This window comes from Pararhizobium sp. IMCC3301, assembly GCF_030758315.1.
In the GTDB taxonomy this organism is placed as follows: Bacteria; Pseudomonadota; Alphaproteobacteria; order Rhizobiales.
Window position 1 is genome coordinate 363,365 of sequence record NZ_CP132336.1, and the last position, 21,626, is coordinate 384,990.

The following is a 21,626-nucleotide window of genomic DNA, read 5'->3' on the forward strand; positions in this document are numbered from 1 at the left end:
TGTCGGGAATTAGAAACCGGTCCAGCCTGCAAACGTCCTGCTCTGCGGCGATCCAACGACTGGGTCCCTGGGACAAGCCGTTATGAATTCACGCCAGAACCTCGGCCTGAAATCAGCAGATCATGGATTTCACGCCGCATGACTGGTTTTATGATTGAATTTACCGGCGGCAACAGCCCGTTCGTGCTGACGCGCCCATGTGACAAGTGCTGGAACTGTGAGACTTGGTGAAAAGTAATATCCCTGTAGAATATCGATCTTGTGCCGCGCCAGGAAATCAACTTCGCTTTGGCTCTCAACACCTTCGGCGACGGTTTTGCAATTGAGCGTTTTGGCCATCAACAACACACAATCCATCATCGCAGCAACTCGATCGTCTCGATGAGCCTGGGAAATTAGCGAGCGGTCGATCTTTAGAAAATCGACCTGCATCTGGCCCAGGCGGGCAATATTCGAATAACCGGTGCCAAAATCATCGATCGAAATCCGGAAGCCCTGCCGATGCAGGGCTTCCAAAACCTCATCGGCGCGACCATCCGACGCAAATAGCGTATCTTCGGTAATTTCGATCTCCATATGACGGCAATCGAAATTTTTCTCTGCTGCCAAACGTGCCAGAGAGCTGGTAAATGTCTGATTGGAAAAATGTCTCGCGCCAATATTGACTGCCACCGACAATTCCAGTCCTGCTCTCGTCCAATGTCCATGATCATCAATCGCCCTGGCAATCGTCCATTCACCAAGCCGTTCCATCACGGGGGAATGGGCAATGGTTGGAATCCACTGATTGGGAAGCAGCCGGCCCAACGCCGGGTGATCCCATCTGACAAGCGCCTCCACGCCTTGAATCTGGTTCGTCCTTGCGTGCACTTTTGGTTGGTATTCCAGCACAAGCTCGCCATGTGCGATGGCGTAGTCGACCGCGACGCAAAGCTCTGCCGCGGTCATCATCCCCATCTCGGGAGCATATGTCTCAAACCGGTTTTTTCCCGATCTTTTCGCGTGATACATGGCAATATCTGCGCATTTAAGCAGACTATCCAGATTTGTTCCGTCTTGCGGATAACGAGCGCAACCAATACTGGCACCGTGACGCGAGATTTCCGAAAAAACTTCTGATGGCGCTGACAACTCATCCCGAACCAGGCTGAGAAATTCGTGAATGTCGCGCTTGTTCGTGAGGCCCGGTATGACGATGGCGAATTCATCTCCACCCACCCGCGCGACGATTGGAGCCGATTGACCAACGCTCTTTTGGGAAAGGTTCCGAGCGGCGCTCTGAACGAGCAATTCCAACCTGGCTGCGCAGGCGCGCAGAAAACTGTCACCAAATCTGTGTCCGTGGATGTCATTGATCTGTTTAAAATCATCAAGATCAATGAATACGACAATCCCACCCCAGGATTTTCGGCTGCAGTCAGCAAATAATTCGCAGGTGAGTTCCTCAAATCGTTTCCGGTTGAACAAGCCGGTAACGCTGTCAGAGAATGCCATCACCGACATTTTCTTATTGGCGGAAGCAACCCGGCCAACCATGACGTTATAGCCCCGGTTCAACTGCAGAATTTCCCGCAACGGTATAACGCCGGGGCGGACTGACGTCGGGTTTAACCGGGTTTTCTGTGCATTTTTGTGGATGGATTGCAGAAGTTGTTCCAGCGGCCTCACCAGTGAGTTGATGAACAAAAGAACAAAGGCGCTCGATATCGTCCAACCAATCAGCAACGCAACAAAAATCGAGGCGCTGTCTATATGGGCCTTTTGGTAAATCTCCTCAACGGGCTGGGGGATCATAACTCCCCAGCCCGGACCGGGAACCGTCGTCAGACCGGCAATCATGTCACCCTTCAGAGCGGGAGAGTAGAATTGTTCGATTCCCGTCTCCCCCTTCATCATACGGGCCACCGAAGAAATTCCCGCAATATTTTTGCGTGAAGCCACCCATTCCGGCAGCGGATGCGCAAGAACGTTCCCGGCCTTGTCGACGATCGCTGCATGCCCATTTTTCCCGAACGAAATCTGTTTTCCAAGTTCGATGAAGTATTTTGTATTGACCAAAGCGATGGCCAGACTGTCGCCATACCGGCGCACACCGAGCAACACATTCCCGTGCCGCTCCATTTCTAGAACATTCGAAAAAACCACGTCTCCGGATTTCGCGATCGTTCTGGCAATAGTCTGGATGTCCTGGGCCATGGGCGTTACAGATGCTTCAACGGTCCCGTCGGTTCGCGCAATCAGTTTGCCGGATGGCTCATCAACAACGAAGACACTGATGATATTCAAAGCAGACATCAAAGGTTTGAGATCCCTGGTCGTTGTATCTGCCAGCAATGCGGAGGAAATCGAATTAAAAGTACCGACCAGATCCGTGTGGTAGCGCTTCAGCGCAAAGCCCAGATTCTGCGCCAGCAGCAAATGCCGGTCTTTCACTTCTGCAAATTCCCGATTTACTGCATGATTATATGACCACCGTCCGAAGATAGCGGTGGGGAGAATAGCCACGGTCAGAAATGCAATTAGCAAAATGGTACGAATGCGCATGTACAAACCCCTTTCACCAAAGGAGTTAGCACCGTTTCGCCACTAGGGAGTTAAGGCAAAACGGTTCTTGCAGATCTGGTAAACCGAACCTTCTGGTATTGGTGAATAATTAAACCAATGTGGTAGAATACTCCCTAAACCACAAGCCGTTCACCACCTGCAGGCTTCTCCTCTCTCATGCCAAACAGGCGCGCGGAGCGGGTAATGAGACACCACAGATAATCTGCCATAGAGGCACGGATGATCAGCCGAAAGGTCTCCGGCGCACCGGTATCGGTATGAAGCTGCCAGACATGGGCATTGGCATGGCCGAAATTCGACCCCTTGACCTGCCCGGCAGCAAACCCGCGAGCGTGCATATCCAGTGTTGTCAGATTCATCAAGATCTCCCGGGTCTGGCATCCGCTGATATCAATGCAGCTATAATAATCAGTCACATTTGACAGTTGAAAATGCTGTCCGGTCAGCGCCTTCGACAGTTGAGCTTTCACCCTGGATTCGGCGTCTTTTTCGGTAACCAGCATCCATTCATCCGGTCCCAGCCACAAGATCGAAATCGCGCCATTTCCATAAAATGCCGTGGAACAGGGTTCTGTCGGCAGTCTGGCGCCCTTGCTGAGCTGGGTGAACAGCTCCTTTCCGATGGTCGCATCCACCCGCAGGATCAACTTTCCAAGATGAGCCGCTTCCTGCATGCTCAATCCATCGTCACCGAAGACCGGCAACCGATGCGACAGCACGCTTATGCGTTCCAGCGGCTCTCGCGTCACTTCAGATGGTGCCATCGTCACGCTCCTTCAGAAAGTCGGTGCCCACCACCCGCACAGCCATTGCCGGCTCGCCCTTGCGCGAGGCGTACAGGGTCTGGCCCATAAGGTTGCGCCCGCTTTCAATCATCGCCATTGCAATCGACCGGCCCAGATTGGGGCTGAAATAGCTGGATGTAACATGCCCGAGCATCGGCACCGGAACCGCGCCCTCCTCCGGTGTCGCAATGATCTGAGTGCCTTCCATCAGAACGAAATCAGCCTGATCGGTCACCACACCAACCAGTTGCTTGCGATCCTGCCGCGCGGTGTCCGAGCGGCTGAGCGAGCGGCGACCGACAAAATTGCCGGATTTCTTGATGATCCAGTCCATGCCCAGATCAACCGGCGTAGCCGTGCCATCGGTCTCCTGACCGACAATGATAAAACCTTTTTCAGCACGCAGAACATGCATTGCCTCTGTGCCGTAAGGCGTGATGTCAAAAGCTCCGCCTTCGCTCTTGCCAAGAGCAAATATCCGCTTCCACAGCCACAGTCCGTAGCTGGCGTCAATATTGATTTCGTAAGACAGCTCACCGGTGAAGGAAATCCGGAACACACGCACCGGGACACCCTGAATATGCCCATCGCGCCAGTCCATAAACCGGAATGTTTCAGGATCAGGGTCCAGATCATCCAGCAATTGCGCAACCAGCCTGTCACATCCGGGACCGCAGATTGAGGCAACCGCTGTCTGTTCGGTCGTTGTCGTCAGATAGACCTTCAGATCAGGCCATTCGGTCTGCAGATAATCTTCCAGATGTGCCAGCACATTGGCAGCGCCCCCGGTGGTGGTGGTCATGTGAAAATGATCATCGTCGAGACAGGCTGTCACTCCGTCATCCATCACCATGCCATCTTCCTTCAACATCAGCCCGTAGCGGCATTTGCCGGGCGCAAGCTTGCTCCAGGCATTGGTGTAGATGCGGTTGAGAAATTCCCGTGCATCCGGGCCGCGCACATCGATCTTGCCAAGGGTTGAGGCGTCGAGCACACCGATAGCGGTACGCGCCGCATTGGTTTCGCGTTGAACTGCCTGATGAAAATCCTCACCGCCCTGCAGAAAGGCGCGCGGCCGCAGCCAGTCACCGACCGGCTCGAAAATCACGCCGCTTTGCGCCCGGTGCCAGGGATGCATGGCAGTGGTCCGCCGCGGCATGAAATGCGGCCCGACATGCTGACCGGCCAGAGCGCCCATAGTCACCGGCTTGTAGGGTTGCCGGAACGTGGTAACGCCAACCTCGGGAACAGACTTGCCGAGATGGCCTGCGATAAAGGCAAAGGCATTCAAATTGGCAATCTTGCCCTGATCGGTGCCCATTCCAGTGGTTGTATAGCGCTTGATATGTTCGACAGAATGTAACCCTTCCTGGATCGCAATCCTGATATCTTTCGTCGTCACATCATCCTGCAGATCCAGAAAGGCGCGTACTTTTCCGGCAGGTTTCGGCGATGGAATTTGTGGCAGAATATGAACATCCCTCTGCAGCAGCATGGTGTCAGAGGCGTTCAGCACCCGTGGAATACGTTTTTTGAATCCGGTTTCTGCAGCGGCGGCAGCACCGGCTTTGCGCCCCTCATCAAGGCAGATCTGCAAGTCATAGGCACCATTTGCAGCGCCGACCGAGCGCTCGTTCTGCCAGGATTTGCCCGGTCGGAACGCCTGCAGATCATCATCATAGAGCAACTTGCCGCGCGACTGCGAAAACATCGCCACATTCGGTGCCCAGCCGCAGGAATTGGCAATCAGGTCACAATCCACCCAATTGGCATTTGATGCGATTGCACCGCTCTCGTCGATCAGCCGGATATCAGCGGCAGCAACCCTGCTACGGCCTTTGGTCGCGACAATGGCTGAGCCGCTATAGATCGGAATCGCCCGTTCAGCCGCCATTTGCAGCAGATCTCCCGGCAATTTACGCCTCAGATCGACAATCGCGGCAATCTCCGCCCCGGCCGCTTGCAGATCGAATGCAGTCGCCCAGGCGGAATCATTATTGGCGAAGATCACCGCTTTGCGGCCGCATAAAACGCCATATCGGTGCAAAAAGCTGCGGACCGCGCCGGCCAGCATGATACCGGGCCGGTCATTGCCATCAAACACCATCGGCCGTTCCAGGCTGCCGGTCGCCAGGATTACCTGCCGGGCCCGGACCCGCCAGATCCGTTGCCGGGGTTGCAGAGAATCCCGCTCCGACGGTGGCAGATGATCGGTCACACGCTCCCACAGACCGACAAAATTATCGCTATAATAGCCAAATGCCGTGGTCCGGGTCAGAAAGGTCACTTCCGGATTGGCTTCCAGATCGGCGATCATCTTGTCAATTGCCGCGCTGGCCGGTTTGCCGCCCAGCAGCACGCTGCCATCGGGTTCTGACAATAGAGCGCCCCCCGCTGCATTGGTCTCTTCGGCCACAATCACCCGCGCACCGGCATCCGCTGCCGCTTTCGCCGCTGCCAGCCCGGCAGACCCCGCCCCCACAACCAGCACATCGGCATGGCGGTTGGTGGTGTCATATTGCGCCGGATCGCCGCCTGTCGGGGCGACACCAAGACCTGCTGCCTTGCGAATGAACGGCTCAAACCGCATCCACGACAGCGGCGGTCCCATAAAGGTCTTGTAATAAAATCCAGCCGGGAAAAAATCCGAAAAGGCATCATTGGCAATGCCGATATCAAAGGCGAGACCAGGCCAGCAATTTTGCGCCTTTGCGGCCAGGCCATCATAAATTTCCTGCTCCGTAACCCGCGTATTGGGATCGGTTTCAACCGGGTCATTGCCGATCTGAACAATCGCCGCAGGATCTTCCGACCCGGCTGCGACAATACCGCGCGGTCTGTGATATTTGAAGCTTCGTGCCACCATATGCTGACCATTGGCGAGCAACGCCGACGCCAGCGTATCCCCCTCAAAACCAGTCAGCACCTTATTTTCGAAGCTGAATCTGACCGGCCTGTCCCGGTTGATGCGGCCGCCTTTTGCTGTGCGCAAACTCTTGTCCTGTCCACGATCCGTCATTCCAACGCCTCGCCGGGCTGCATCAGTTTGACAGCATCATTGCCCGATCCAATGGGGGCTTCGCCGCTGGGTGTAGCCGGTTCCACAGTCTGGATATCCGGCGGGCTTTCTCCCATTCGGTAAACTGCCAGAATCTGATCCGTAGCGGTATTGCGCAGAACATTGAACCAGCGGCGGCATCCGGCGGCATGCGCCCAGCGTTCGGAATAACGCCCTTTTGGATTTTTGCGCATGAATACAAATTGCGCCCATTCTTCATCCGTCAGTTCAACCGACCCGTCAGGACGAACAATATGGGCTTCGCCACCGCAGGCGAATTCCGACATGTCGCGTTCGCCGCACCATGGGCATCGCAGTATAAACATGACAGGCTCCCTAATGCGCCACGGCCGCGGCACCGTGTTCGGCCACAAGATCCCCGGTGACAAAGCGTTCCAGGCTGAAAGGCGCTGTAATTTCATTCGGCGTGTCATTGGCAACAAGGTCCGCAAACGCATGACCCGAGCCTGGCGTTGCCTTCCAGCCACCGGTGCCCCAACCAGCATTGATATAGAACCCTTTTACGCCGGTTTTCGATAGGATCGGGCTTGCATCCGGACACACATCAACAATGCCGCCCCACTGCCGCATCATCCGCAACCGCGAGAACATCGGAAACAGCTCCATCAACGACGCCATCTGATGCTCGATGATGTCGAAGCTGCCGCGCTGAGTGTAGGACACATACGGATCAATCCCCGCGCCGATCACCAACTCGCCCTTGTCGGACTGGCTGACATAGACATGAACCGCATTCGACATCACCACACACGGGATCAGCGGCTTGAGCGGTTCGGAGACAAGCGCCTGAAGCGGATGGCTTTCAATCGGCAGCCTGACATCAACCATATCTGCAATGATGGTGGAATGACCGGCTGCAACAGAGCCGATCTTTGGTGTTTTAATGCTGCCTCTGGTGGTTTCAAGGCCGACGACCTCGCCCGCCTGTGTGGTGATACCCGTCACTTCGCATTGCTGGATAATATCGACGCCCATCGCATCTGCTGCCCGCGCCAGCCCCCAAACCACAGCGTCATGACGGTTGACACCACCGGAGCGCTGCAATGTAGCTCCGATCACCGGATAGCGCGCAGTCTCGTCAATGCTGATCGGAGGGCAGAACTCCTTCACCTGCCTGGCATCAAGCCATTCTGAATCCACACCATTGAGACGATTGGCCTCGACACGGCGTTTCAGGGTTCGTGCCTCACCCTCATCATGGGCCAGGTTCAGCACACCGCGATGGCTCATCATGATGTTGTAATTCAACTCCCGGCCAAGCGTGGTCCACAGCGCCAGAGCATGATTATAGATCGCCGCACTGGCATCATAGAGATAGTTGGAGCGTATGATTGTGGTGTTCCGCCCGGAATTACCGCCGCCGATCCAGCCCTTTTCCAGCACCGCAATATTCGTCATGCCGTGGTTTTTGGCCAGATAATAGGCCGTCGCAAGCCCGTGCCCGCCGCCACCGATGATGACCGCGTCATAAGATTGTTTCAACTCCGGCTCGCGCCATTGCGCCTGCCAGCCCGTATGGCCCCGCAATCCTTCGCGAATGAGGTTGAACACATTGTAATTAGACGACATCGCGCGAAGCATCTCCCGTTAGCCCAGAGCCAGACACCTGATGGCAAGGTCAGCGAACACTTTATTCGGTTCAATGTCCGGCATCTATCGTCAAGACGCTAGCGCAATTGTCTCTCTGCGACATCGAATTTCGCCAAATTTGTCAGAACAGACCTTCGATCTGCCCCAGATCATTGAGGAATATCTTCTCCGAAGATGGTATCCGCGGCAGTCCGGGCATTGTCATGATGGCACCGGTTACAACAACTATAAAACCGGCACCTGCGGCCAGGCGGACTTCGCGGATGGGCACGACATGACCAGTTGGCGCCCCGCGCAAATTCGGATCAGTCGAGAACGAATACTGCGTCTTCGCCATGCAGATCGGCAGATTGCCATATCCATTGGCCTCCCAGTCGCGCAACTGATCGCGGATAGATTTGTCGGCGATCACTTCCTCGGCACGATAAATCCGCTTGGCGATGGTTTCAATCTTGTCGAACAGAGGCATATCGTCGGCATAGAGCGGGGCAAATTGCGAGGCTCCCGACTCTGCCAGTTCGACAACTTTCCGGGCGAGATCTTCAATGCCTTCGGAACCAAGCGCCCAGTGCTTGCAAAGAATCGCTTCGGCACCCAGCGACGTGACATAAGTCTGAATCGCAGCAATTTCCGCATCGCTATCCGACACGAAATGATTGATCGCGATCACGGCCGGCACGCCAAATTGCTTCACATTTTCAATATGTCGCCCCAGATTGGCGCAGCCCTTGGTGACTGCCTTGACGTTTTCCGCTGCCAGATCATCCTTGCCGACGCCGCCATTCATTTTCAGGGCGCGAACTGTGGCGACGATGACAGCAGCCGAAGGTTTCAGCCCGGCTTTGCGGCATTTGATATTGAAAAACTTCTCAGCCCCGAGATCCGCACCAAAGCCGGCTTCAGTGACCACATAATCGGCGATCCTCAGTGCTGTCGTAGTCGCCACAACCGAGTTGCAGCCATGGGCGATATTTGCAAACGGGCCGCCATGGACAAAAGCCGGATTGTTTTCCAGCGTCTGCACCAGATTTGGCTGCATCGCATCTTTCAGCAACACAGCCATTGCGCCATCAGCCTTGAGGTCGCGCGCATAGACAGCACTTTTGTCGCGCCGGTAGCCGATGATGATGTCGCCGAGGCGTTTTTCCAGATCTTTCAGATCGTTCGACAGGCACAAAATCGCCATTACCTCCGAGGCAACGGTAATATCGAACCCGGCCTCGCGTGGAAAACCGTTGGCAACGCCGCCAAGTGAACACACGATCTCGCGCAACGCCCGGTCATTCATGTCCATGACACGGCGCCAGGCGATTCTGCGTTGATCGATCCCCAGATCATTACCCCAGTAAATATGGTTGTCGATCATCGCCGACAGCAGATTGTGGGCCGAGGTGATGGCATGGAAATCGCCAGTAAAATGCAGGTTCATATCCTCCATCGGGACGACCTGGGCATATCCGCCGCCTGCCGCACCGCCCTTGATGCCGAAACAGGGGCCGAGCGAGGCTTCGCGAATACAGATGGCAGCTTTCTTGCCGATCCGGTTCAGCCCGTCCCCCAGTCCGACAGTGGTGGTCGTCTTGCCTTCACCGGCAGGGGTTGGATTGATGGCTGTCACCAGGATCAGTTTGCCCATCTGATTGGCTTTCACAGATCGAATGAACTCAGCTGAAACCTTGGCCTTGTCGTGGCCATATGGCAGCAGATGCTCTGTGGGAATGCCAAGTTTGGCGCCAATTTCCTGGATCGGTTGTTTTGATGCGGCCCGTGCAATTTCGATGTCGGATTTAGGTGCGCTCATGCTGGATCCCACTGTGACAGATTGATTTGAAAAGACATGTTCGGGTGCAACCACTGCGGCAAATCACCGGTTCGCCGCAATTTGATTGACTAAACATAGCTTTCGCCTTAACCCGAAAATGCTTTAAATGCGACATCCTCTGGTACGAAACCTGCCAAATTTTCATGGTACCAGTTTTGCGGTGCCGATTTTATCGACGCACCGTATGGTGTTATGCGAATTAGTGAGGGGCAACGAGTCTTTGAGACGGTTTGTGTTTCTGGCCCTACCCAATTTTTCGATGATCGCCTTTGCAACGGCGATCGAACCATTGCGGCTTGCAAACCGGTTTCTTACTGACGATTTTTATTCCTGGAGTGTGGTCTCCGCAAATGGCAATCCGGTGTGCGCCAGCAACGGACTGGAGATCGCGGTTGACGGGTCTTTGGACACGATTGCCGAATTGTCGAATATGGATGACCGCCCGGACATGGTTCTGGTTTGTGCCGGCATTGATGTCGACCAGCTGGAAACAAAGCATACAAGGGCACTGATCCGCCGCCTCTACCGCACCGGAATTGCGATTGGCGGCCTGTGTACGGCCTCATGGGTGCTGGCGGAGGCTGGCCTGCTTGACGACAGGCAATGCGCCATTCACTGGGAAAACCTGCCCGGGTTCATGGAGCGATTTCCCAAAGCCCATGTTCATGCCGATTTGTTTGAAGTGGATGGCAGATTATATACCTGTGCCGGTGGCACAGCGGCGCTCGACATGATGCTCTACATCATTGCCCAGGATCATGAAGAATCCATCATCAACCGAATTTGCGAACAATGCCTGACGGATCGTGTGCGCAGTGCCACAGACCGCCAGAGATTGCCTTTGCGGGCCAGGCTCGGCGTGCAGAATGCGCGTCTGCTGAGTATCATCGAGATGATGGAAGCCAACATCTCGGAGCCACTGGCGCTGACCGATATCGCTGCAACCTCCAATCTGTCGCGACGGCAGATCGAACGACTGTTCAGGCATAATCTGGCCCGCTCCCCGGCACGCTATTACTCTGAATTACGGCTTGACCGCGCACGGCATCTGTTGTTGCAGTCCAATCTGCCGATTGTCGATGTGGCAATAGCCAGCGGTTTCGTCTCGGCATCGCATTTCTCCAAATGTTACCGCGATCAGTTCGGGCGCTCGCCCCAGGTTGAGCGCCGCGAAAAGGAGCGCGCCCAGAGAGCCGCCACAGCCGGTTTGGCTCCCGGCTTCGTGAATGAAGAAAGTCTGTCAGCGCCGGTCTGAGTGCTGGACACACCAGTGCCAAATTGGCATAGTCCGGCGCAAATCAATAAGCCCGCCGGCAGTTTCACATCAGTTGATGCTGCATCCGGGCAAAGGATCTGAGACCCATGAAAAACTTCCTGCTTCGCATTTTCACATGGTGGAACGGCCATACCATTGGCACCAATTTTTACCTGTGGCGAAAAGGCGAGCGCGTCGGCGAGGATGAGGACGGCAACGTTTATTACCGCGCCGAAAAGGATACCCGTCGCATGGTGATGTATAATGGTGAGGCGGATGCATCCAAAATTCCAGCCGGATGGCACGCATGGATGCATCATCGCACGGACATTGCGCCGGTCGACGAGAGCTACATCGCAAAAGACTGGCAGTTGCCGCATCAGGCCAATATGACGGGCACTGCTTTGGCTTACCGCCCGCCAGGTTCGATCATGACCCCTGAAACCCGCCCCCATGTATCCGGCGATTACGAACCCTGGACACCGTAAGCCTCCAGACTTTCGCCGCATTTATCCGCAATTGACACTTGGCGTCCCCGAAAGGGTTTCCAGGGAAATGATAATGACAACCGCGATGCATGATCAGATACGATTTTGGCGACTGACACTGGCCCTGCTGTGCGGCGTCGGTAGTTTGCTGGGTCTCGGCCTTCAGACCACTCAAGTGGCAGCTTCCGATAAACTCAACAATCCGGTTGCCGTGTTCGCCGGCCTCGACAAGATCACCGGCCGTATTATCGCGTTTGATGTCTATATCGACGAAACCGTCCAGTTCGGGGCCCTGCAGGTCACGCCGCGTGTATGCTATTCACGCCCCCCGACCGAGCTGCCCAACACCACCGCCTTTGTCGAAGTTGACGAAGTCACCCTGCACAATGAGATCCGCCGCCTGTTCGGCGGCTGGATGTTCGCTTCAAGTCCGGGCCTGAAAGGCGTTGAACATCCGGTTTATGACGTCTGGCTGACCGGCTGCAAGGAAGACACTACCGTCGCCGCGCCGGAAAACGCTGGCTAATTCGAGGGCGTATCATAGCGAAAGAAATCGCTGTCGACCTGCAGAGCATTTTGCAGAAGCTCATTATATTCCGCGCGCGGCACTTCATGCGCCCCGAATCGTCGTAGATGGTCAGTCACGAACTGAGTATCCAGCAGCGCGAAATTTCCGGCTTTCAAACGGTTTCTGAGATGCACAAGCGCAACTTTTGAAGCATCCGGCACCCGCGAAAACATGCTTTCTCCAAAAAATGCCCCGCCAATATGGATACCGTAGAGCCCGCCCATCAATGCGCCTTGCTGCCAGCATTCAACGGTATGGCAGAACCCCATTTGAAACAATTCGCCATACAGATCGCGAATTGGCTGATTGATCCAGGTTTCCCGGCGTTCCGATGTCAATTCGGCGCAGCCTGAAATGACGCCCTCGAAATCACTGTCGATCCGGATTTCAAATTCATTCCGGCGAAGGGTTTTGGCCAGGCTGCGCGGCACATGAAACGTGTCGAGCGGGATGACGCCGCGCTGATCCGGTTCGATCCAATACAGCGTCGGATCATCAGCGGATTCAGCCATTGGAAACAGTCCGCAAGCATAGGCTTTCAACAGCACTTGCGGTGTTATTTTCATTTGCTCTGCGTCATACTCAGTCATCAGGCCCCGTCATCAGGCTCAGTCATCAGGCCCAGTCATCAGAATTGCCGGTCAGACTTGACTCTCCAGTGCTCTGCCAGACAGGCCAGTGATCTGCCAGACAGAAACCTCCTGCGGTTGCAAACCTACAAATCCAGATGTTTTTCCAGCCAGTGAATATCATACATGCCATTGGCAATATCGGGATTATCAACCAGTTCCACAAACAGCGGAATCGTGGTCTTGATGCCATCGACAACATATTCCCCCAGAGCGCGGCGCAGCCGCATCATGCATTCCACGCGGCTGCGGCCATGGACAATGAGTTTGCCGATCAGACTGTCATAATGCGGCGGCACCAGATAGCCTTGGTAAACCGCTGAATCAACTCGCGTTCCCAGCCCGCCAGGCGGATGATAATAGGTAATGCGGCCGGGCGATGGGGCAAAGGTGGCCGGATCTTCCGCATTAATGCGGCATTCGATGGCATGGCCGGAAAACTCCACGTCTTCCTGCTTCAGCGTCAGTCGGCCCCCTGCAGCAATGCGGATCTGCTCATGCACCAGATCAATACCGGTGATCGCCTCCGTAACAGGATGCTCCACCTGCAGGCGCGTGTTCATTTCGATAAAATAGAACTCGCCGTCTTCATAGAGGAATTCGATCGTGCCGACGCCGGAATATCCGAGATCAGCCATCGCCTTTGCCACGACCCCGCCGATCCGGTTGCGCTGTTCATTATTCAGCGCTGGCGAGGGAGCTTCCTCCCAGACCTTCTGGTGACGGCGCTGCAGCGAACAGTCGCGCTCGCCAAGGTGGATAGCATTGCCCTGCCCGTCTCCCAGAATCTGAATTTCGATGTGACGCGGTTTTTCCAGATATTTCTCAAGATAGACAGCATCGTCTCCGAAGGCGGCTTTCGCTTCCGAGCGGGCGGACTGCAATGCATTTGACAGATCAGCGGCAGTCTTGGCCAGCTTCATGCCGCGGCCACCGCCGCCGGCGGATGCTTTGACCAGCACCGGATAACCGATTTCCTCAGCCACTTTGGCCGCCTCGTCATCGTCTGTAACGCCGCCATCGGAGCCGGGCACAACCGGAATTCCAAGCTTCTTGACTGTATCCTTGGCGGCAATCTTATCGCCCATCACCCGGATATGTTCCGATTTCGGCCCGATGAAGGTGATGTTATGCGCTTCGAGTATCTCGGCGAACCGCGCGTTTTCGGATAGAAATCCGTAACCCGGATGCACCGCTTCAGCGCCGGTGATCTCACAGGCAGCCAGAATTTCGGGAATGTTGAGATAACTCTGGGCCGCCGGTGGCGGGCCGATGCAGACGCTTTCATCAGCAAGGCGAACATGCATTGCATCCTGGTCCGCAGTCGAGTGAACCGCAACTGTCTGGATGCCAAGTTCCTTGGCAGCACGCAGAATACGCAGGGCGATTTCGCCGCGATTGGCAATCAGAATTTTGTTGAACATGTAATGCCTATTCGATGGTCAGGAGAGGTTCGCCATACTCTACAGGCTGACCGTTCTCGATGAATATTTCGGTCACCTTGCCTGCCCTGTCCGCTGATATCTGATTCATATGCTTCATGGCTTCGACGATGACGATGGTCTGACCAACGGAAACAGTGTCTCCAACCTTCACAAACGCGGCGGCACCTGGTTCCGGTGACAGATAGGCTGTGCCGACCATCGGCGATTTGACAGAATGGCCTTTTGGCGCGGCGCTTGCAGCCTGCTCGTCCGGTGTCGCCGAAGAGGCAGGTGCTGCCGCCATTGCCTGCATGGGCGCACTAGCCGCCGCCGGAGCCATTGTCATGGAAATATGTCTGGCAACCCGGATATGAAGATCGCCTTGTTCCACTTCAATTTCGGTCAAATCCGTCTCGTTCAGGATGACCGCCAACTCGCGAATGAGTTCCTGATCTATTTTACTGTCTTTAGACATAGTGCCTCATTTATCCATGCCCCTGACGGGGCTCAATTTTTTACAATATATCATTGTTCACTTCGAGCGCGAGCAAATTGCCTGTCATTGCGGTCCTGCAGGCTCACGAGCCAGTTGGCAATACACTGGCTCACCATCAAAAATGCTGGCGGTATCATGGCAAATCTGCAGCCGTCGGTTTTCCGACAGAACCAGTGTCAGGCCATTTTTGATATGGACGCTATCGTCTGTCATTACGCTCTGCAATGTACGCTACAAGATAGAACCTTATAGGAAGAAGCGGACAGGAATGGAAGGCAAAGCACCGCACCTGTGCCCAGATTAGTCGCAGTGATAATATTTTGCCGCTCTTGGCGCCTCACGATGCTTGCCAGAGTCCCGTCAGATTGGGATTTGCGACTCAATCAAGAATCGTCGATCATATCCGTCCTTACCCCGCACGCCATCACCGCAGCCGCCGCATGTGCAAGCCAGCACACGCTTTTCTTCCTTTTCCAGATCCTTTGACTCAGATCAATGCCGCAAGCAGCGAACGGATTACGTTTCAATTGTTGCAGTGCGGTATACGTTTTGGTTCCGATTGAATCGAGGGGACCGCAAGACCCGAAAGGACACCCGATGGGACAACAAATTACACGCAGAGCAGTGCTGTTATCAGGCGCTGCCGTGATTGCAATGGCCACGTTCGCCAGCGCACAGGTAACACTCTTCCCTGAAGTCGAAGAGGCAATGGCACGAGCGGCCGCGATGGACTGGGCGACGCCGGAATCCGAACGTGGCGGTCTTTATCTGGTGGCGCAGTTTGATTCCAGCGGCCCCGATGCCTGGGACGCGGCGGCGCACCCGCTGGTTTATATCACCTCCGAAAGCTACGACAATGACAACCCTGACCGGACCATTGCGGGCGGCTTTGCCGGGTTCCATCTGATCGACGGTTATTCCAAGCAAGTCGTGGCCGAATTCATCGCCGTGACAACGCCGGAAACTGGCGGCATGCGCGCCGGACCGCACGGGGTCAATGTATCGCCCGACGGCCGCTGGGCCTATGTCGGCTGGTCGGAAATCGATGACAGCCCAACGCAATATACTTCTTATGTTGCCATAGTGAACATGCAGACGCTGAAGATCGACAAACTGCTCAAGCAGGAAAGTCTTTATCAGGGCCAGCTTCGCGCTCAGCGGCTGCACCACATACAATCCTGGCGTGATGTGGACGGTAACGACCGTACCGTCCTGCAATGGGGCTTTGGCGCCAATGGCGGGCCGCACCATATTCTGGATCCCAATGACGACAACCGGGTTGTGCGTTCGATCACCTATGACGATGTCCAGGTCATGGGCCATCCGTACACCACGCCCAGCCCGGACGGCAAGACGCTCTATGTCTCGATCGGATCGCCCGAACTGCGCGAAGCGCCGTTCAAAGGGGCCGGGATCGCAAAAGTCGATCTGGAATACGGCACCGTCACCAACATCATGGAGGTCGGCAATCACCCGATTGGCATCACCCATGATGTGGATGGCCGGTTTACCTATGTCGTCGATGGCTCAAACAGTCTCGTCTACAAGATCGACAATGACACCGACGAGGTTGTCGGGCACACCAGTGCCGGGGTCGCCGGTCCTTACGGTATTGCGATGAACTGGGATGAAAGCCTGATCTTCACGGTCGGCAAAGGCGAAGGCACGCACAATCGCGGCGCGGTTCTTGGTGTGGTCAATGCCAAACCCTTCACAAGTTATACCGGGCTGCGCCAGCAACCGATCTTCATGGGTGGTTCGGCTTCCAGCCTTGATCACGCGATCCTGCACCCGGACCCCAAAGTGAATGAACTTTGGGTGTCCAACATGAAGGGTTGGGAAACCATCGTGCTTGACATCGATACGTTCGAGCCTTCGGACTGGATCAAGACCCCCAACGGAGGCGATACGCACTCGGGCGGCTTCGTCCGCTATGCGCCGGACTTTACCGGTGAATTGCTGGTGGATATGGGTGGGCCAAAATCGGAATCCATCCGTGAACTGATCCGTCAGGCCAAAGCCGCCGGATAGCCCAAGGTAGCACTTCCCGAATTGAAGAAAACCGGTAACCGCAGCGCAGACAAAGCGTTGCGGTTACACCTAAACACACACCTCTGGGGCGAACACATCCCGGAAGGGAGCGCACGATAGACAGAAAGGACATGAGGAATGCCGAATTTGGACAGAGTTTTTCCATCCATCGCCAAAATGTTGGCAGCCGCCCTTTTGCTGGCCAGCAGCGGCACAGTATTGGCTGCAGACCACGAGGACACACTTATTGAAAAAGGCAGACAGCTTTTCACGGAATCTGCAGGCGACACCGGTTGTGCCGTCTGTCACGGTGAGACGGCGGTTGGCAATCCCGACGCTGGCGCCCCCTTCATTCAGGGCATCAGCCGCGCGCGCCTGAATGCGGCCCTGACCGGCGCAGTGCCGGCCATGGAATATTTCAAGCTGAATCGTAGGGAAACCGAGTCGATTTACGAATTTCTGCAATATATGAGCCATGCGGAAGATGTGGAAATGAACGAAGACGCGGCGGCAGGCAAGGTCATCTTTGACGAAACCGCCGGCGGAGTGGGTTGTCAGGCCTGCCACGGGGCGGACGGCAGCGGTGACAGCGCACCTGACATCCGGGGACGCGATGCGCGGACTATTCTGGATCAGCTGCGGCGCAACGAAAACATGGCGTTTATCAAGCTGAACCGAAAACAGGTTGATCAGGTAGCAGCCTATCTCGACTATCTACACGCCCTGGAGACGCACTGATTACACCAATTGCATGGTATCATTTCGCCTTGAGCGCGGGCTTTCACGTCTACAACGAGGGATATCCAGGCAGTTTGATTGCTGATCAACTGGTGCCACCAGAAATTTCCGAAGATGAGCACCGAACAATTTCAACCCCAGGCCGTGTCGCGTCCGATGCGGCCCGGCAAGATGCCAAAAGTCAAAAGAGGCAGAAATCCTCATGTCTGTTACAACACAGGACACCGGCACACCAAAGAACACCGCAGTGAGAACGGCCTCTTTCAGCCTGCCACAGCGATGTTCACCGTCAATGCTGCTCTGGAAGGGATGCAAATCCTGAAGGCATGCGGGCACGCGCCCGCAGTGCCGAGCTTCATGTCAACGTTGCGGTGACGGGCAAGGTCGCATACGTGCGGGCCGCACATCACCGCAGAATGTCGGCTTAACGGAAGCAGTAAGCCGGACGACGCTGGAACAGGTTGAACTGGCATTCGTTGGTAACTGCTCCGGTAACTGCTCCGGCAGCTGCACCAATGACAGCGCCGCCGCCGATAGATCCACCTGTCGCTGCTGCAAGGCCAGCCCCAGCGGCTGCACCTGCACCGGCACCGGTCACCGCCCGCTCACCCGGAGTTGAACCACAGGCCGCCAGCGCCAAAGTTGTGCCGAACATCACCGTCATGCCAAGTTGACGGAGGCCAAAGTGACGGGAAACAGAATTTTTTGCTCTGAGTGCAGTCATGAGAAAATCCTTTATCTTGTGCGGCACACACCTGTCCGCAGCCGTTGCCTGAGATGGCAGGGGATATAGACTATGAACAATAAAACAACCCTTGCCTAGGTGGTACAATGCTCAGAGCGCTTACTTTGTTCCTCGCTTGCCAATTGTTTGGTGAATTTTTTGTTCGCGTCACCGCACTTCAACTCCCCGGCCCACTCGTCGGAATGATGATTTTGCTTGTTGCCCTCTTCATCTGGAGCAAGCGTGAAACGCCAGAGGCCGGATCCGAAAACGCGCCGGTTGACCGCACGGCGCAGATGATTCTCGGAAACCTGTCTTTATTATTCGTCCCTGCTGCAGTCGGAATTGTCCAGCATCTGCCATTGCTCGCCAACCATACTCTGGCGCTGACACTGACCATTGTTGGCTCCACGCTGCTGACGCTTCTGGTAAGTGTCGCAGTGTTCCGGCTGTTAAGTGCCAGCAGGGAGTTATCCTGAGATGGCACCGGAAATTGACGGCAGCCTGTTTGAAGTCTGGGTCTATCTGTCTCAGACCCCGCTGCTCTGGCTGACCGCAACCCTGCTCGCCTATGTGGCTGCGGACTGGATGTCCCAGACCTTGAACAGGCACCCTCTGGTCAACCCGGTGGTGATTTCTGCCGCACTGCTGATCGCTATTCTCAAACTCAGCGATACCAGCTTTGAGACTTATTTCGAAGGTGCCCAGTTTGTGCACTTTCTGCTCGGTCCGGCCACCGTGGCGCTGGCTGTCCCGCTTTACCGCAATCTGCCGAAAGTAACCTCGCGTTTTCTGCCGGTGCTGGCAGCTTTGCTGGCCGGTTCTTTGACTGCCATTGTCAGCACTTTGAGCATTGGCTGGGCTCTCGGCTTGCCTGGCGATATTCTCGTATCTCTGGCGCCGAAATCGGTCACAACGCCAATAGCCATGGGAATTTCTCAGCAATTGGGCGGCATCCCAACCCTGACCGCTGTTCTGGTGATCGCAACAGGAATTACCGGAGCCATCATGGTGACACCGCTGATGAACGCTTTGAAAATTGATGATTTTGCCGCCCGCGGCTTTGCCGTCGGCATCGCATCCCATGGCATCGGCACCGCCAGAGCATTTCAGATCAGCCCGCTGGCGGGAACCTTTGCCGGCATTGCGATGGCCCTCAATGGCGCGCTGACAGCTTTACTTGTCCCGTTTATCCTCAGGCTGTTTTGAGAAACTTTATTTGATGGCCTAACGCGACTGCACCGTTACAAGCGCTCCGGTGCCATCGCCAAACACGAATACCGGTTGGCCGCCAGATCGCACGACACCAATTGCTGTCTTGATCCGGTTCGGGATTACAACTTCAAACAGTTTTTTGGATCTCGCCACGAAACTGTACGCCGCGAGTGCGCTCTGCCCGAACCTTGGCAGTACCAGATCCATCACTCCATCGCCGTTAACATCCGCGACAGCTGACATATTCAGTTCCGCGCTGCCGTTTATGTGATTGGACAAACCGGACACCCGGGCAATTCTCTGAAACCTGCCGTTTTTCAGAGTCAGGATTTCCAGTTCTCCGGTCAGATGCGGTTTTATGACCTGAGCGATATCGAGCCTGCCATCGCCGTTAAAATCGGCAATACCGGCGATGTTCAACCATCTGCTTGGCAAGCTGATCGGCGGGGTCGCAGCGCTTTCAACCAGTTTTCCATTGCGCACTGTATAGACGGCAATTGCCGCGCCCTCTGTCAGGCTGGATCTGATCGTCACATAATCAGCAATCCCGTCTCCATTCACGTCGGCAATCCGGGGCGCAATATCTTCAAACACCTGGGATGGCGGCAGATCCAGCTGCAATGTCTGGCCTGCCATCTTCACGACCAGACTGCCGGCTTCAATCCGGTCACCCAGCGCGCCATGGCCATAGCGCGTTGTTGGCTGCGCATACCAGGCGCGGTTTCCAGCCCGGTCTGACACGATATAACCATCAGGAATACCGTCCGTGGCCGCCTTGCGTCGTGGCGGTTGGGCGGACACAAGTTTCAATCCGGCATCTCCTGAGGATCTCAAAACCGCCCATTTTTGCCGGTTGCGGGAGAACACCTGATCTCCTGCCTGGCGAATTTCATCCGATCCGGCCGAAGACCCGTTGGTGGCCGACGCAACCACACTGGCGGCATACCACGAAGCGGCTGCTTCAGACGCCATCCAGACCGTCATCATGACGATGACAGACCAGAGTTTCCCGTAGGTTTTCACGTCGCCAAACCTCATCTTTTCAATGCAACATCAAAAACTGCAAACCGGCAGCGCTCACGGATAAAGCCGCGTCTTGCGCCATGTTTTGCTCTGCGGATTTTCACGCGAAAACACGATCCGATCATGCAACCGGAAGGATCCATTCTGCCAGAATTCGATGCTTAATGGTGTGACCCTGAATCCAGACCAGTGAGATGGTCTGGGGATCTCGGCATCCGCATATTTCCTGGTATATTCGGCGACTGCACGTTCAAGCACGGCACGGGATTCAAGAGGACGCGACTGCTGGCTGGCCCAGGCTCCGATCCGGCTGCCTTCCGGTCTGCTGTTGTAATAGGCGTCTGCCTCCGCATCGGAGACCTGTTCCACCGGACCGCAAATGCGAACCTGGCGCAACAGGCTTTTCCAATGAAAACACAGAGCTGCTTGCGGATTGATCTGCAACTCCTGCCCTTTTGGGCTCTCAAAATTGGTATAGAAAACAAAGCCCTTTTCATCGAGGCCCTTCAACAGCAGAATGCGGACATTCGGCGCGCCATGTGCGTCGGCAGTAGCCACGGACATGGCGTTCGCATCGTTTGTTTCGTTTGCTTTTGCATCCTCCATCCAGCTTTCAAACAACTCGAACGGCGCAGTTGCCGTCGGATCGGCAATCGTGAAGTCACGGCTCATTAACCTTGATTGTGTAGTCTGATCGTCTATAGCCATGGAATTTGTTGACCCGTTTTTTGCATGATGGATTTTCTTCACATCAGATATAGGCCTGCACGCGTGACACGCCAATTGCAAAGTTTTCTGATCACTGTCGTACTGGCTGGCTTGACTGGCGGATGCGCCGTATCCTCCAGCTTTCTTGACAATAAGGTCGATGATATTGTGACCGGATCGGTCGGCAAATCAACAAAACCCGATAATGTGGACCTCTCCGACTGGGTGAGTATGCGAACAGCGCTGAATGAGGCGACCCGTGACACCATTGCAGGTTCCCCGGTTCCCTGGGAAAATGAAACTACTGGATCCAGCGGTAGCCTGATGGCTTTTTCCGCGCCCAGCGACGGAGACAGCAGATGCAAAAATTTTGCTGCTACGTTGCAGAACATTGATGGTGTTCATCGCTTTAAGGGTGAGGCCTGTACAGCCGGACGCGATAATTGGCAAATCAATCGATTTGAGCTGATTGATCTCACTCCCTGA

Annotated in this window: 20 protein-coding genes; 8 read left to right on the forward strand and 12 right to left on the reverse strand. The window is 55.3% G+C overall.

The features are described 5' to 3' along the window. Positions 1–129 precede the first annotated feature (129 nt). From RAL88_RS01660 to RAL88_RS01685, 6 genes are all read right to left on the reverse strand, one after another. The gene (locus tag RAL88_RS01660) at positions 130–2,544 is read right to left on the reverse strand and encodes an EAL domain-containing protein (protein WP_306266818.1); all 2,415 of its coding nucleotides are present in this window, start codon (positions 2,542–2,544) and stop codon (positions 130–132) included. Positions 2,545–2,678: 134 nt separating this feature from the next. Then, positions 2,679–3,329, reverse strand: coding sequence for a sarcosine oxidase subunit gamma (locus tag RAL88_RS01665; protein WP_306266820.1), 651 nt, complete (start codon positions 3,327–3,329; stop codon positions 2,679–2,681). Next, the gene (locus RAL88_RS01670; protein WP_306266822.1) at positions 3,316–6,369 is read right to left on the reverse strand and encodes a sarcosine oxidase subunit alpha family protein; all 3,054 of its coding nucleotides are present in this window, start codon (positions 6,367–6,369) and stop codon (positions 3,316–3,318) included. The genes RAL88_RS01665 and RAL88_RS01670 overlap by 14 nt, the downstream gene beginning before the upstream one ends. Further along, complete coding sequence (locus RAL88_RS01675; RefSeq protein WP_306266824.1) at positions 6,366–6,734, reverse strand: sarcosine oxidase subunit delta; 369 nt, start codon at positions 6,732–6,734, stop codon at positions 6,366–6,368. The genes RAL88_RS01670 and RAL88_RS01675 overlap by 4 nt, the downstream gene beginning before the upstream one ends. 10 nt (positions 6,735–6,744) lie before the next feature. Next, the gene (locus RAL88_RS01680) at positions 6,745–7,998 is read right to left on the reverse strand and encodes a sarcosine oxidase subunit beta family protein (RefSeq protein WP_306266826.1); all 1,254 of its coding nucleotides are present in this window, start codon (positions 7,996–7,998) and stop codon (positions 6,745–6,747) included. 142 nt (positions 7,999–8,140) lie between these two features. Continuing rightward, positions 8,141–9,820 carry a formate--tetrahydrofolate ligase gene (locus RAL88_RS01685; protein ID WP_306266827.1) on the reverse strand — a complete coding sequence of 560 codons (1,680 nt, stop codon included), beginning with the start codon at positions 9,818–9,820 and terminating at the stop codon, positions 8,141–8,143. 205 nt (positions 9,821–10,025) lie between these two features. Here RAL88_RS01685 and RAL88_RS01690 point away from each other — a divergent pair, with 205 nt between their 5' ends. From RAL88_RS01690 to RAL88_RS01700, 3 genes are all read left to right on the forward strand, one after another. Then, positions 10,026–11,096 carry a GlxA family transcriptional regulator gene (locus tag RAL88_RS01690; protein ID WP_306269552.1) on the forward strand — a complete coding sequence of 357 codons (1,071 nt, stop codon included), beginning with the start codon at positions 10,026–10,028 and terminating at the stop codon, positions 11,094–11,096. A gap of 107 nt (positions 11,097–11,203) precedes the next feature. Further along, the gene (locus RAL88_RS01695) at positions 11,204–11,584 is read left to right on the forward strand and encodes an NADH:ubiquinone oxidoreductase subunit NDUFA12 (RefSeq protein WP_306266829.1); all 381 of its coding nucleotides are present in this window, start codon (positions 11,204–11,206) and stop codon (positions 11,582–11,584) included. Between the two features lie 73 nt (positions 11,585–11,657). Then, on the forward strand, positions 11,658–12,110 hold the full coding sequence (locus tag RAL88_RS01700) for a DUF2155 domain-containing protein (RefSeq protein WP_306266831.1): 453 nt from the start codon (positions 11,658–11,660) through the stop codon (positions 12,108–12,110). Here the strand turns inward: RAL88_RS01700 and aat are convergent. From aat to accB, 3 genes are all read right to left on the reverse strand, one after another. After that, positions 12,107–12,742, reverse strand: a complete 636-nt coding sequence (aat, locus tag RAL88_RS01705; RefSeq protein ID WP_306266834.1) for a leucyl/phenylalanyl-tRNA--protein transferase — start codon at positions 12,740–12,742, stop codon at positions 12,107–12,109. The two genes, RAL88_RS01700 and aat, sit on opposite strands and share 4 nt — an antisense overlap. A gap of 125 nt (positions 12,743–12,867) precedes the next feature. Further along, positions 12,868–14,205, reverse strand: a complete 1,338-nt coding sequence (gene accC, locus RAL88_RS01710) for an acetyl-CoA carboxylase biotin carboxylase subunit (protein WP_306266835.1) — start codon at positions 14,203–14,205, stop codon at positions 12,868–12,870. A gap of 7 nt (positions 14,206–14,212) precedes the next feature. Further along, entirely contained in the window at positions 14,213–14,680 is a 468-nt protein-coding gene (gene accB / locus RAL88_RS01715) for an acetyl-CoA carboxylase biotin carboxyl carrier protein (RefSeq protein WP_306266837.1), read from the reverse strand. A 618-nt stretch (positions 14,681–15,298) separates the two neighbouring features. Between accB and RAL88_RS01720 the strand changes: the two genes are divergently transcribed. Together RAL88_RS01720 and RAL88_RS01725 are read left to right on the forward strand one after the other, a co-directional pair. Further along, positions 15,299–16,732 carry a YncE family protein gene (locus RAL88_RS01720; protein WP_306266839.1) on the forward strand — a complete coding sequence of 478 codons (1,434 nt, stop codon included), beginning with the start codon at positions 15,299–15,301 and terminating at the stop codon, positions 16,730–16,732. A 138-nt stretch (positions 16,733–16,870) separates the two neighbouring features. After that, positions 16,871–17,470, forward strand: a complete 600-nt coding sequence (locus RAL88_RS01725) for a cytochrome c (protein ID WP_306266840.1) — start codon at positions 16,871–16,873, stop codon at positions 17,468–17,470. A 424-nt stretch (positions 17,471–17,894) separates the two neighbouring features. On the opposite strand, the gene RAL88_RS01730 is transcribed toward RAL88_RS01725, so the two are convergent. Further along, a complete protein-coding gene (locus RAL88_RS01730; protein WP_306266842.1) occupies positions 17,895–18,194 on the reverse strand; it encodes a hypothetical protein in 300 nt (99 codons plus the stop codon). Between the two features lie 107 nt (positions 18,195–18,301). On the opposite strand from RAL88_RS01730, the gene RAL88_RS01735 reads away from it, so the two are divergent. Together RAL88_RS01735 and RAL88_RS01740 are read left to right on the forward strand one after the other, a co-directional pair. Continuing rightward, positions 18,302–18,673 carry a CidA/LrgA family protein gene (locus RAL88_RS01735; RefSeq protein ID WP_306266843.1) on the forward strand — a complete coding sequence of 124 codons (372 nt, stop codon included), beginning with the start codon at positions 18,302–18,304 and terminating at the stop codon, positions 18,671–18,673. Position 18,674: 1 nt separating this feature from the next. Beyond that, the gene (locus RAL88_RS01740) at positions 18,675–19,403 is read left to right on the forward strand and encodes an LrgB family protein (protein WP_306266845.1); all 729 of its coding nucleotides are present in this window, start codon (positions 18,675–18,677) and stop codon (positions 19,401–19,403) included. Positions 19,404–19,421: 18 nt separating this feature from the next. On the opposite strand, the gene RAL88_RS01745 is transcribed toward RAL88_RS01740, so the two are convergent. Both RAL88_RS01745 and pdxH read right to left on the reverse strand, forming a co-directional pair. After that, positions 19,422–20,432: a VCBS repeat-containing protein gene (locus RAL88_RS01745; protein WP_306266846.1), complete on the reverse strand. Its 1,011-nt coding sequence runs from the start codon at positions 20,430–20,432 to the stop codon at positions 19,422–19,424. Between the two features lie 54 nt (positions 20,433–20,486). After that, positions 20,487–21,140 (reverse strand): pyridoxamine 5'-phosphate oxidase, encoded by a 654-nt coding sequence (gene pdxH, locus RAL88_RS01750; protein WP_371932136.1) that lies wholly within the window; start codon positions 21,138–21,140, stop codon positions 20,487–20,489. 63 nt (positions 21,141–21,203) lie between these two features. Here pdxH and RAL88_RS01755 point away from each other — a divergent pair, with 63 nt between their 5' ends. Beyond that, entirely contained in the window at positions 21,204–21,626 is a 423-nt protein-coding gene (locus tag RAL88_RS01755) for an RT0821/Lpp0805 family surface protein (protein WP_306266850.1), read from the forward strand.